Origin of the sequence: Nonomuraea sp. NPDC005692 (genome assembly GCF_040631115.1) — a bacterium.
GTDB lineage: Bacteria > Actinomycetota > Actinomycetes > Streptosporangiales > Streptosporangiaceae > Nonomuraea.
Genome location: NZ_JBEXYU010000028.1, coordinates 22,459 through 34,518 on the forward strand (window position 1 = coordinate 22,459; position 12,060 = coordinate 34,518).

Sequence of the window (12,060 nt, forward strand, 5' to 3'; positions counted from 1 at the left end):
CATCTGTCAGGTGCAGGACGAGCGGCCGCGATCCGCTAAGGACGGCGCAGAGTCACAGAACCGGAGAGCTGGGTGAGCAGCTCCAATTGATCGAAATAGAGGCGCAAACTCGTGATGAGTTCGTCTTCCACCGTGCAGACATAACAGCATCGCAAACGAACAGGGCGACCCGTCGCGGTAAGCACCTGGCCGTCGGGCATGGTGTACGGCCCTCGGTGGGTGCCCACCATGAGAAGCTCGTCGACGGTTGTGGCCTCACCTTCGGAGGACTCCGTGATCACGGCCCGGACGTCGGGGAATGCCGCCCAGAACTCCTCCAGATAGGAGGCCAGCTCGCTGTGTCCCTGAGATACGCCTTCGGGGCTGATGGACACCCCGGTCGGGCTGAAAGTGCGAAGCAGCGCCTGCATATCGTGAGCGTTGAACGCGTCCGTATAGCGGTCGCGCACCTCGCGGGCAACATTCATGGCACCGGCCCCTCCCAATCGCTCGATGCCCACCCTGGCTGCCGATATGCGGTCGAATTACCAACGCATGCTAGATCCGTGGTCCTGACTGCCTTGGCACGGAGCGGGGTGGCGGTGAACCCGGGACGGGGCGCACCCGGCCGGTGACCCGGGGGCCATCGTTCGCATATTGACGCGAACGTGAGGAAAGGATACGTTCCGGTAGATTTCACGGTTGTCCAAGGGAAATCCGGTGAGATGCCGGTGCGGACGCGCCACTGTATCCGGGACGTAGATCCCGGGAGCCAGGTCGCTTGGCAGCCGTGACCTCGTGACATGGGACGCGTGACCCCTGAGGAGGCTTGACATGAGTGGGTTGTCCACCCCTTCGACGATTCCCTTTCCGCGCCTGCGCCCTTGGCTGCTGCTGGCCGTGCCCGTGCTGCTGCTGGTGGCCTACCTGGTTCTGATGGACAACGGCGCCATCTCCCAGACCGGCACCTTCCTGCACGAGCTGATGCACGACGGGCGCCACCTGCTCGGCGTGCCCTGCCACTGAGGGCCGGGCATGGTACGCACCTTCCTGGCCAGAGGTCTGCTCATCGGACTCCTGGCCGGACTGATCGCGGGCGCCTTCGCCTTCGCCTTCGGTGAACCTCGCGTGGACCACGCGATCGCCCTGGAGGAGGCCGCCGCCCAGGCCGAGGGACCCGAGCACGGCCACGCCGAGACAGCCGAGACAGCCGGGCACAGCCACGGCGAGGAGGCCGCGGTCGGCAGGCCCGTGCAGAAGGCGGGGCTGTTCCTGGCCACCGGGCTCTACGGGCTCGCCGTGGGCGGGGTGTTCGCCCTGGTGTTCGCCGGGCTGCGCGGGCGGGTCGGCCCGCGTTCCGACGGGCGGCTGGCAGTGGCCGCGGCCCCGCGTTCCGACGGGCGGCTGGCAGTGGCCGCGGCCGGTACGGCGTTCGCCGCGATCATCCTCGTGCCTTTCGTGAAATATCCGGCCAACCCGCCTGCGGTGGGTGATCCGGACACCATCGACAGCCGCACGCTGCTCTACGTGGTGATGATCCTCGTCGGGCTGGCGGCGACGGCGATCGCGGTGGCGACGGCCCGCCGGGTCGACGGCGACCCGTGGGCGCGCTGGACGGCGGCGGCGGTCGCGTTCCTCGTGCCCGTCGTCGCCGCGTGGTGGTTGCTGCCGGCGGTCGACGAGGTGCCCGAGGGCTTCCCCGCCACGCTGCTGTGGGAGTTCCGGCTCGCCTCGATCGGCACGCAGCTCGTCTTCTGGGCGGTGTTCGGCGTGCTGTTCGGCTGGGCGAGCGACCGGGCGGAGCGACGCGCGGCGGCTCATCCGCTGGTCGCGGCGCCGAGCTGAGCAAGGTGCTGTTCGTCCGGCATGCCACGACACCGGGGATGCGGGCCGGCTGCTTTCCCGCCGATGAGGACGCCGACGCGGCGAGCCTGACCAGGGCCGCCGCGTCACGGCCCGTCGAGGCGTCGGCGGCCTGGGCCGCTCCCGGCAGGGCCGCGCGGCAGACGGCCGCCGCCATGGGGCTGGCGGCACGCGAGACCTCCGCCCTGGCGGAGGCGGACTGCGGCCGGTGGCGGGGCCTGCCGTACGGGCGGGTCGCGCTGGAGGAGCCGGACGCGCTGGCGAGCTGGCTGGCCGACCCGCACGCCGCTCCGCACGGCGGTGAGTCACTGAGCGCGCTCGCCGCCAGGGTGGCCCGCTGGCTCGATTCGGTACGGGACGAGCCGCGAGCCGTCGTGGTCTGCGGCGCGGGCGCCATCAGAGCGGCGCTCGGCCATGTCCTGGGGCTGGATCCGCTGCGCGCGGCCCGTTTCGACCTGGCTCCACTGTCCACCACCGAGCTGACCGTCGCGCGGGACGGCTGGCGGGTGGTCCACGTCAACCGGAAGGCCTGAGTCTTGATCGTCACCTATCCGTTCAGCGCCGTCGTCGGGCTCGACGACCTGAAACTGGCGCTGGTGCTGAACGCGGTGTCGCCCCGCGTGGGCGGGGTGCTCGTACGCGGCGAGAAGGGTACGGCGAAGTCCACGATCGTGCGGGCGCTGGCGGCCCAGTTGCCGACGGTGGCCGTGGTGCCCGGCTGCCGGTTCGCCTGCGATCCCGCCGTACCCGATCCGGAGTGTCCGGACGGGCCGCACGAGCCCGGCGGCGAGGGGGCGGAACGGCCGGCCGCCCTGGTGGAGCTGCCGGTCGGCGCGTCGGAGGACCGGCTGGCCGGCTCCCTCGACGTGGAGCGGGCGCTGACGGAGGGGGTGAAGGCGTTCGAGCCGGGGCTGCTGGCGGCCGCCCACCGCGGCGTCCTGTACGTGGACGAGGTGAACCTCCTGCACGACCACCTCGTGGACCTGCTGCTCGACGCGGCCGCACTGGGCACGTGTTACGTCGAGCGCGAGTCGGTGTCGGTGCGCCACGCCGCCCGCTTCCTGCTGGTGGGCACCATGAACCCGGAGGAGGGCGAGCTGCGTCCGCAACTTCTGGACAGGTTCGGGCTGACGGTCGAGGTCAGGGCGTCCCGCGACCCCGGGGAGCGCGCCGAGGTGGTGCGACGGCGGCTGGCCTTCGAGGCGGACGCGACGGCGTTCGCGGATCGATGGGCCGGGGAGGAATCGGCGCTGTCGGCCCGGATCGCCGCCACGCGGTCCCGGGTTCCGGGCGTGCGGTTGCCGGACGCCCGGCTGCGGCAGATTGCGACGGTGTGCGCGGCCTTCGAGGTGGACGGCCTGCGTGCCGACCTGGTGACGGCGAACGCGGCGATCGCCCACGCCGCCTGGCAGGGCCGCGACACGGTGACGACCGAGGACGTGCGGGCCGCGGCCCGGCTGTCGCTGCCGCATCGCAGGCGGCGGGATCCGTTCGACGCTCCTGGGCTGGACGAGGCGCTGCTCGATGAGCTGCTGGAACGCACGTCCGGCGACGACGACCCGGACGGCGGTCCCGACGGCGGTCCCGACGGCGGTCCCGACGCCCCCGGGCCCGGCGGTGCCGGCGGACCTGCGGGAACGCCGCCACCGGGCGACGGCTCCGGACCGGGCACGCGGGACCGGCCGACCGGCGCCGAGCCCCAGGCCGATGGCCGGACGGCCGCCGCCGACCCGCCGTCGTCCGCCGCCGGTGCGGACGCGCCACCGGTGGCCGGGGAGCCCGCTCCGGACACGGCGCCGGACATGGGCGCGGCGGCCTCCCAGGCGGCGGGGCCCCAGGCGGCCTCGCAGGTGGCGGGCGTGGCTGCGCCGTACCGGGTGCCACTGCTCGAGGTGCCGGGGGTCGGCGAGGGAGCGGTGGGACGGCGGTCGCGGTCCCGGACCCGGCGCGGCCGGAGCGCCGGCGCGCGCCGCCCGCACGGCCCCGTACGCGACCTCCATGTGCCCGCGACGCTGCTGGCAGCGGCGCCCCACCAGCGGGAACGCGGCCACAGGGGCCCCGGGCTGGTGCTGCGCGGCGACGACCTGCGCGAGGTGGTGCGCGAGGGCAGGGAGGGCAACCTCGTGCTCTTCGTGGTGGACGCGAGCGGCTCGATGGCGGCGCGCAAGCGCATGACCGCGGTCAAGACGGCCGTGCTCAGCCTGCTCCTCGACGCCTACCAGCGGCGGGACAAGGTAGGACTGATCACCTTCCGGGGCGCCGGCGCTGAGGTGGCGCTGCCGCCCACCTCGTCGGTGGAGGCGGGCGCGGCCCGGCTGCGCTCCCTGCCCACCGGCGGGCGCACGCCGCTGGCGGCGGGGCTGGTGCGCGCGGCGGAGGTGCTGCGCGTGGAACGGCTGCGCGACCCCGCCAGGCGTCCGCTGCTGGTGCTGGTCACCGACGGACGGGCCACGGCCGGTGGTGAGGTGGACAGGGCCGCCGCGCTGCTGGCCGGCACCGCGTCGGTGGTCGTGGATTGCGAGAGCGGGCCGGTCAGGCTCGGCCTGGCCGTCCGGCTGGCCGCCCGGCTGCGCGCGCGGCTCGTGCCTCTCGACTCTCTGGCCGATCTCGGTTCGGTCGTCCGTGACCACAGGAAGGCGGTCTGAACATGCCTCAGGGAAAGCCGGCTGTCGTGCCCGATGACGGCCTGACCACGCGCCAGCGGCGGACTCGTCCGCTGCTGATGGTGCACACCGGACCGGGCAAGGGCAAGTCCACGGCCGCCTTCGGGATGGCGTTGCGGGCCTGGAACCAGGGCTGGCCGGTCGGGGTGTTCCAGTTCGTGAAGTCGGCCAAGTGGCGCATCGGCGAGGAACGGGCGCTCAAGGTGCTCGGCGAGACGGGCGAGGGCGGCCCGGTGGCCTGGCACAAGATGGGCGAGGGCTGGTCGTGGATCCAGCGGCCCGGCAGCGAGGAGGACCACGCGGCCGACGCCCGTGAGGGCTGGGAGCAGATCAAGCGCGACCTGGCGGCGCAGACGTACCGGTTCTATGTGCTGGACGAGTTCACGTACCCGCTGAAGTGGGGGTGGCTGGATCTGGACGACGTGCTGGAGGCGCTGACGAACCGGCCGGGCAGCCAGCACGTCGTGATCACCGGCAGGGACGCGCCCGAACGCCTGATCGAGGTCGCCGACCTGGTGACGGAGATGGGCAAGGTACGCCACCCCATGGATGCCGGACAGAAGGGACAGAAGGGCATCGAGTGGTAGTTCCCCGGCTGGTGATCGCCGCGCCGTCGTCGGGCAGCGGCAAGACGACGGTGGCCACGGGGCTCATGGCGGCGTTGCGGGCGCGCGGGCTGCGGGTCTCGCCGCACAAGGTGGGGCCGGACTACATCGACCCGGGCTATCACGCGCTGGCCGCCGGCCGTCCCGGTCGCAATCTGGATCCGTGGCTCGTCGGGGAGGAGCTCGTCGCCCCGCTGTTCCTGCACGGCGCGGCGGGGTGCGACGTGGCGGTGGTCGAGGGCGTGATGGGCCTGTTCGACGGCAGGGGGGACACCGGCTTCGCCTCGACCGCGCACGTCGCGACGCTGCTGGACGCGCCGGTGGTGCTGGTCGTGGACGCGGCCCGGCAGAGCAGGTCGGTGGCGGCGGTGGTGCACGGGTTCGCCACCTTCGACCCGGACGTGCGGGTGGGCGGGGTGGTGCTCAACCGGGTGGGCTCCGACCGGCACGAGGAGCTGTGCCGGTCGGCGCTGGCGGCGGCGGGCGTGCCGGTGCTGGGGGCGATCCGCCGCGACGACGCCGTGGCCACGCCCTCCCGGCATCTGGGGCTGGTGCCGGCCGCCGAGCGCCGGACCGAGGCGGTCGCCGCCGTGGACCGGCTGGCCGCGTTGGTGGCGCGTTCCTGCGACCTGGACGCGTTGCTGCGGCTGGCGCGCTCCGCTCCCCCGCTGGACGGCCCCTCCTGGACGCCGCCGGCGCCCGGCGCGACGGGGGGCCGGCCGGAGACGGCCGGTGGGGCGCGCGGCCGGCCGGTGGTGGCCGTGGCCGGTGGGGCGGCGTTCACCTTCGGCTACGCCGAGCAGGTCGAGCTGCTGCGGGCGGCGGGGGCGGAGGTGGCCGTCTTCGACCCGCTGCGCGACGCGCGGCTGCCGGACGGGACCGGCGCGATCGTGATCGGCGGCGGCTTCCCGGAGGTGTACGCCGCCGAGCTGGCCGCCAACGAGCCCCTGCGGCAGCAGGTCGCCGCCTTCCCCGGCCCGATCGCCGCCGAGTGCGCGGGCCTGCTGTACCTGTGCGACGAGCTGGACGGTCAGCGCATGTGCGGGCGCGTCCCCGGGCGGGCGCGGATGACGTCCCGGCTGACGCTCGGCTACCGGGACGCCGTCGCGCTGCGGCGCTCGCCGCTCACCAGGGCGGGCGAGCGGCTGCGCGGGCACGAGTTCCACCGGACGGCCGTCACGTACGCGGGTGAGCCGCTGTTCCGCTGGGACGGCGGCCACGACGGGTACGGCGACCCCGGCGTGACCGCGTCCTACCTGCATCTTCACTGGGCGGGCGCGCCGCGCCTGGCTCAGCGGCTGGTGTCGTCCTCCAGGTCGCCCTCGGTCTTGAGGTAGACCTCCTGCAGGCCGCGCAGGACCTCCGGGTCGGGGTGCTGCCACATGCCGCGCTCGGCGGCCTCCAGGAGGCGTTCGGCGATGCCGTGCAGCGCCCAGGGGTTCGAGCGGGCCATGAACGCCTGGTTCTCGGGGTCGAGCACGTACGTCTCGGTGAGCTTGTCGTACATCCAGTCGGCGACCACGCCGGTGGTGGCGTCGTAGCCGAACAGGTAGTCGACGGTGGCGGCCAGCTCGAAGGCGCCCTTGTAGCCGTGGCGGCGCATGGCGGCCAGCCAGCGCGGGTTGACCACCCTGGCGCGGAAGATCCGTGAGGTCTCCTCCGACAGGGTGCGGGTGCGCACGGCGTCCGGACGGGTGCTGTCGCCGACGTAGGCGGCCGGGGCCTTGCCGGTGAGCGCGCGCACGGTGGCGATCATGCCGCCGTGGTACTGGAAGTAGTCGTCGGAGTCGGCGATGTCGTGCTCGCGGGTGTCGACGTTCTTGGCGGCGACGGCGATGCGGCGGTAGGCGTCCTCCATCTGGGGACGGGCGGCGACGCCGTCGAGGTCGCGGCCGTAGGCGTAGCCGCCCCACACGGCGTACACCTCGGCCAGGTCGGCGTCGTCGCGCCAGTTGCGGCTGTCGATGAGCGGCAGCAGCCCGGCCCCGTACGCGCCGGGCGCGGAGCCGAAGACGCGCATCGTGGCCAGGCGTTCGTCGCCGCCCGTCGCGGCCACGTGGGCGCGGACGTAATTGTCCCCGGCCGGCTCCGCCAGCGACGCGACCAGCCGTACGGCGTCGTCGAGCATGCCGACCACGTGCGGGAAGGCGTCGCGGAAGAAGCCGCTGATGCGGACCGTCACGTCGATGCGCGGGCGGCCCAGCTCGGCGAGCGGGATCGGCTCCAGGCGGATGACGCGACGCGACGCCTCGTCCCATTCGGGGCGGACGCCGAGCAGGGCCAGCACCTCGGCGACGTCGTCGCCCGCCGTGCGCATGGCGCTGGTCCCCCACACCGACAGCCCGACCGAGCGCGGCCACTCGCCGGTGTCGGCGCGGTAGCGCTCCAGCAGCGACTCCGCCATCGCCTGGCCGGTCTCCCAGGCCAGGCGGCTGGGCACCGCCCGCGGGTCCACGGAGTAGAAGTTGCGGCCGGTCGGCAGCACGTTGACCAGGCCGCGCAGCGGGGAGCCGCTGGGGCCGGCGGGCACGTAGCCGCCGTCCAGGGCGTGCAGGACGTGGTCGAGCTCGTCGGTGGTGCGGGCCAGGCGCGGCACCATCTCGGTGGCGGCGAAGCCCAGCACGCGCGCCACGAGCTCCACCCGTTCCCCGGGTGCGCGGCCCGACGAGGTGGCAGCGACACCGGGCGTCCCGTCCAGCACCGCGCGGGCGACCCCCGGGGCGGCCTCCGGGGCCCAGGCGTGCTCTTCCATGGCCTCGACCAGGGCGCGGGCGGTCGTCTCCGCGCGGTCCACGTCACCCAGCCCCGCCGTCCCGTCCTCGGCCAGGCCGAGCGCCTCACGCAGGCCGGGCAGCGTCTCCCTGCCGCCCCACATCTGCCGGGCGCGCAACATGGCCAGCACCAGGTCCACCCGCACCTGGCCGGTGGGCGCCTGGCCGAGGACGTGCAGGCCGTCGCGGATCTGCGCGTCCTTCACCTCGCACAGCCAGCCGTCCACGTGCAGGATGAGGTCGTCGAACTCGCTGTCGTGCGGCCGGTCGGCCAGCCCGAGGTCGTGGTCCAGCCGGGCGGCCTGGATCAGCGTCCAGATCTGCGCCCGGATCGCGGGCAGCTTGGCGGGGTCCATGGCGGCGATCGTGGCGTGCTCGTCCAGCAGCTGCTCCAGCCGGGCGATGTCGCCGTAGGTGTCGGCGCGGGCCATCGGCGGCACCAGGTGGTCCACCAGCACGGCGTGCGCGCGCCGCTTGGCCTGCGTGCCCTCCCCCGGGTCGTTGACGAGGAAGGGGTAGATCAGCGGCAGGTCGCCGATGGCGGCGTCGGTGCCGCACGCGGCGGACATCCCCGCCGACTTGCCGGGCAGCCACTCCAGATTGCCGTGCTTGCCGACGTGCACCATCGCGTGCGCGCCGAACTCGGCCGACAGCCAGCGGTAGGCGGCCAGGTAGTGGTGGCTGGGCGGCAGGTCGGGGTCGTGGTAGATGGCGATCGGGTTCTCCCCGAAGCCGCGCGGCGGCTGCACCATCACCACGAGGTTCCCGGCCCGCAGCGCGGCCAGCACGATGTCACCCTCGTGCACGAACAACTCTCCGGGCGGCGGCCCCCAGTGGCGCTCCATCCCCTCGCGCAGGGCCGCGGGCAGCGTCCGGTACCACCGCTCGTAGGAGGCGGCGGAGATGCGGACCGGGTTGCCCGCGAGGTGCTCCTCGGTCAGCCAGTCCTGGTCCTGGCCGCCGGCGGCGATCAGCGCGTGGATGAGCGCGTCGCCGTCCTGGTCGGCCACGCCGGGGAAGCCGTCGCCCAGGTCGTAACCCGCCTCGGCGAGGCGGGCCAGCAGCCGGACGGTGCTCGCGGGGGTGTCCAGCCCGACCGCGTTGCCGACGCGGGAGTGCTTGGTCGGGTACGCCGACAACATCACCACCAGCCGCCGTTCGGCGGGAGGGGTGTGCCGCAGCAGGCCGTGGCGCACCGCGATGCCCGCCACCCGGGCGGCCCGCTCGGGATCGGCGACGTAGACGGTCAGCCCGTCGGGGTCGATCTCCTTGAACGAGAACGGCACCGTGATGATCCGCCCGTCGAACTCCGGGATCGCGACCTGGGAGGCGGCGTCCAGCGGCGACAGCCCGTCGTCGTTCTCCTCCCATGCCTGCCGGGTGGTGGTCAGGCAGAGTCCCTGCAGGATCGGCACGTCGAGCTCGGCCAGCGCGCCGACGTCCCATGCCTCGTCGTCGCCGCCCGCTCCGGCGGTGGCCGGACGGGAGCCACCTGCCGCCAGCACCGTGACGACCAGCGCGTCCGCCGCGCGCAGCGTGTCCAGCAGCTCCGGCTCGGCCGCGCGCAGGGACGAGCAGAAGACCGGCAGCGCCTGCCCGCCCGCGTCCTCGACGGCGTCGCACAACGCCTCGACGAAGGCGGTGTTGCCGGCCATGTGGTGGGCCCGGTAGTAGAGCACCCCCACCACGGGACCGCCGGTGGTCCTGGCAGGGCGGTCCAGCCTTCCCCAGGTGGGGGCCGGGGCGGGCGGCTCGAACCCGTGCCCGGTCAGCAGGACGGTGTCGGACAGGAACGCGTGCAGCTGGGCCAGGTTGGCCGGGCCGCCATGGGCCAGGTAGGCGTGCGCCTCGGCGCACACCCCGCCGCTGACCGTGGACAGCTCCATCAGCTCGGCGTCGGGAGCCTGCTCCCCGCCCAGCACCACCACCGGGCGCGGCCCGGCCAGCAGCGCGTCGAGCCCTTCGGCCCAGGCCCGCCGCCCGCCCAGCAGGCGCACCACGACGAGGTCGGTCCCCTCCGTCAGGCCGGGGACGTCCTCGGCGGTCAGCCGGGCGGGATTGCCCAGACGGTAGCCCGCGCCGCAGGCGCGAGCGCTCAGCAGATCGGTGTCGGAGGTGGAGAGCAGCAGAACGGTACGGCTGTCGCCAGGCACGGCGCATTCCTCCCTCGGGGTCCTCGCCCCGGTCGCGGGTGACACGACGGCAGGAGTCTCCTGGCTCCCGGATCGACGCTCACCCCGGCCTTCCCACCCGTCTCCGGGCAGTGGCCTCGTGGTGGGGTTCGCTCCCCGGTCACAGTGGCGGGACCGCGCCGGTTTCGCACCGGCTTCCTCCCATTGCCATCGCCTACGCCGAAGCTTACGACAGGAGCGACCCGTCCCAGAAGTGGCGTTACGATCCCTTCGTGCCCGTAGGTGAATCTTCTGGACGTACGCGTCCCGATGCCTGTCCGGGGGCGCTCCAGGTGCACGAGGCCGCCGACGGCCCGCTCGCCCGCGTGCGCCTGCCCGGCGGCGCGGTGTCGGCCGCGCGGCTCCGCGTGCTCGCCGGGTGCGCGGACGAGCTGGGAACGGGTGTGATCGAGCTGACGTCGCGGGCGAACGTCCAGGTGCGGGGGCTGCGCTCGCCCGAGGTCTTCGCCGGGCGGATCGCGGCGGCCGGGCTGCTGCCGTCGCCCGCGCACGAGCGGGTGCGCAACATCCTGGCCTCGCCGCTGAGCGGGCGCGGGCCGGACGGGCTGCTGGACGTGCTGGCGATGGCGGACGCCCTGGACCGGGCGCTGTGCGCGCGGCCCCGGCTGGCCGCCCTGCCGGGGCGCTTCCTGTTCGCCCTGGACGACGGCACGCGGGACGTCGCCGGGCTCGGCGCGGACGTCACCTACGTGGCGACCGGACGGCTGCTGCTCGCCGGCGCCGACACCGGGCTGACCGTCGCCCCGGACGCGGCCGTCCCGCTCATGATCGACGCCGCCGAGGCGTTCCTGGACGAGCTGTCCCCCGACGGCCCGCGCGCCTGGCGCATCCGCGAGCTGCCGGACGGCCCCGTCAGGATCGCCGCCCGCCTGCGCGACGGCCAACCAGGCCGGACGGACGCACCGCCCGCCCCGGCCGCCGCGCGCCGCCCGTCCGCGGGCAGGATCGCGCAGCGGGACGGCCGCGTGGCGATCGAGGCCCTCGTGCCGCTCGGCCGTCTGACGTCCGCCCAGGCCGGAGCCCTCGCGGACATCGGGCGGCCGGTGCGCCTGACACCCTGGCGGACCGTCGTCCTGCCGGACCTCTCCCCCGGCGAGGCGGACCGGGTCGAGCGGGCGCTGGCCGCCATCGGGCTCGACACCGACCCGGACTCCCCCTGGGCCGGGGTCACCGCCTGCACCGGCCGTCCCGGCTGCGCGAAGGCGCTCGCCGACGTGCGGGCGGATGCCCGGCTATGGGTGCGCGGCCTCGGCCGCGCACCCGCCACGCCCGTCCATTGGGCCGGTTGCGAGCGGCGCTGCGGCCTGCCTCGCGGCCCGGTCCGCCAGATGATCGCGACGATCAAGGGATACGAGGAACGCCAGGAGTGAGCGACTACATCCGCGACGGTGCCGAGATCTACCGGCGCTCGTTCGCGACCATCCGCGCCGAGAGCGACCTCACGGGCCTGCCGCCCGAGGTCGCCCAGGTGGCGGTGCGCATGATCCACGCGTGCGGCATGACCGACCTCGTGACCGACCTGGCCTGGTCCCCGCAGGTGGTCGCGCGGGCCAGGGAGGCGCTGCGCGGCGGTGCGCCGGTGTTGTGCGACGCCATGATGGTCGCCTCCGGCGTGACCCGGCGCAGGCTGCCGGCGGGCAACGAGGTGCTGTGCACGCTGGGCGATCCGCGCGTGCCCGAGCTGGCCGAACGCCTCGGCACCACCCGCAGCGCCGCGGCCCTGGAGCTGTGGCGCGACCGCCTGGAGGGCGCGGTGGTGGCGATCGGCAACGCGCCGACCGCCCTGTTCCGGCTGCTGGAGCTGGTGGCCGAGGGCGCGGGACGCCCCGCGGCCGTGCTCGGCATCCCGGTCGGCTTCATCGGCGCGGCCGAGTCCAAGCAGGCGCTGGCCGACAGCGACCTGGAGTACCTGGTGGTGCACGGCCGCCGCGGCGGCAGTGCGATGACGGCGGCCGCGATCAACGCCATCGCGAACGAGACGGAGTGA

General features: G+C 74.4%; 10 protein-coding genes and 2 riboswitches. Of the genes, 8 read left to right on the forward strand and 2 right to left on the reverse strand.

Annotated elements, in window-relative coordinates:
- Positions 1–35: 35 nt before the first annotated feature.
- On the reverse strand, positions 36–500 hold the full coding sequence (locus ABZ459_RS39235) for a nuclear transport factor 2 family protein (protein ID WP_357981806.1): 465 nt from the start codon (positions 498–500) through the stop codon (positions 36–38).
- 149 nt (positions 501–649) lie between these two features.
- Positions 650–779: riboswitch (cobalamin riboswitch) on the forward strand.
- A gap of 34 nt (positions 780–813) precedes the next feature.
- On the opposite strand from ABZ459_RS39235, the gene ABZ459_RS39240 reads away from it, so the two are divergent.
- Genes ABZ459_RS39240 through ABZ459_RS39265 form a run of 6 tightly spaced genes read left to right on the forward strand, consistent with a single transcriptional unit; the run spans position 814 to position 6,447 of the window.
- Positions 814–1,005 carry a CbtB domain-containing protein gene (locus ABZ459_RS39240; RefSeq protein WP_357981809.1) on the forward strand — a complete coding sequence of 64 codons (192 nt, stop codon included), beginning with the start codon at positions 814–816 and terminating at the stop codon, positions 1,003–1,005.
- A 9-nt stretch (positions 1,006–1,014) separates the two neighbouring features.
- Positions 1,015–1,824 carry a CbtA family protein gene (locus ABZ459_RS39245; RefSeq protein ID WP_357981812.1) on the forward strand — a complete coding sequence of 270 codons (810 nt, stop codon included), beginning with the start codon at positions 1,015–1,017 and terminating at the stop codon, positions 1,822–1,824.
- A gap of 5 nt (positions 1,825–1,829) precedes the next feature.
- The gene (locus ABZ459_RS39250; protein WP_357981815.1) at positions 1,830–2,375 is read left to right on the forward strand and encodes a histidine phosphatase family protein; all 546 of its coding nucleotides are present in this window, start codon (positions 1,830–1,832) and stop codon (positions 2,373–2,375) included.
- 3 nt (positions 2,376–2,378) lie between these two features.
- Positions 2,379–4,487, forward strand: a complete 2,109-nt coding sequence (locus ABZ459_RS39255) for a VWA domain-containing protein (RefSeq protein WP_357981818.1) — start codon at positions 2,379–2,381, stop codon at positions 4,485–4,487.
- Positions 4,488–4,489: 2 nt separating this feature from the next.
- A complete protein-coding gene (cobO, locus tag ABZ459_RS39260) occupies positions 4,490–5,092 on the forward strand; it encodes a cob(I)yrinic acid a,c-diamide adenosyltransferase (RefSeq protein ID WP_357981820.1) in 603 nt (200 codons plus the stop codon).
- Positions 5,093–5,100: 8 nt separating this feature from the next.
- Positions 5,101–6,447: a cobyrinate a,c-diamide synthase gene (locus ABZ459_RS39265; protein WP_357982122.1), complete on the forward strand. Its 1,347-nt coding sequence runs from the start codon at positions 5,101–5,103 to the stop codon at positions 6,445–6,447.
- Here the strand turns inward: ABZ459_RS39265 and cobN are convergent.
- Complete coding sequence (cobN, locus tag ABZ459_RS39270; protein ID WP_357981822.1) at positions 6,402–10,034, reverse strand: cobaltochelatase subunit CobN; 3,633 nt, start codon at positions 10,032–10,034, stop codon at positions 6,402–6,404. The two genes, ABZ459_RS39265 and cobN, sit on opposite strands and share 46 nt — an antisense overlap.
- Before the next feature lie 34 nt (positions 10,035–10,068).
- A riboswitch (cobalamin riboswitch) is annotated at positions 10,069–10,246 on the reverse strand.
- A 39-nt stretch (positions 10,247–10,285) separates the two neighbouring features.
- On the opposite strand from cobN, the gene cobG reads away from it, so the two are divergent.
- Both cobG and ABZ459_RS39280 read left to right on the forward strand, forming a co-directional pair.
- Positions 10,286–11,443, forward strand: coding sequence for a precorrin-3B synthase (gene cobG, locus ABZ459_RS39275; RefSeq protein ID WP_357981825.1), 1,158 nt, complete (start codon positions 10,286–10,288; stop codon positions 11,441–11,443).
- Positions 11,440–12,060, forward strand: a complete 621-nt coding sequence (locus ABZ459_RS39280; RefSeq protein ID WP_357981828.1) for a precorrin-8X methylmutase — start codon at positions 11,440–11,442, stop codon at positions 12,058–12,060. Before cobG ends, ABZ459_RS39280 begins: the two co-directional genes overlap by 4 nt.

Bases quoted from the DNA above. Each gene is read 5' to 3' on its own strand.
- ABZ459_RS39240 (WP_357981809.1), top strand. From the start codon at position 814: ATGAGTGGGTTGTCCACCCCTTCGACGATTCCCTTTCCGCGCCTGCGC.
- ABZ459_RS39245 (WP_357981812.1), top strand. From the start codon at position 1,015: ATGGTACGCACCTTCCTGGCCAGAGGTCTGCTCATCGGACTCCTGGCC.
- cobO (WP_357981820.1), top strand. From the start codon at position 4,490: ATGCCTCAGGGAAAGCCGGCTGTCGTGCCCGATGACGGCCTGACCACG.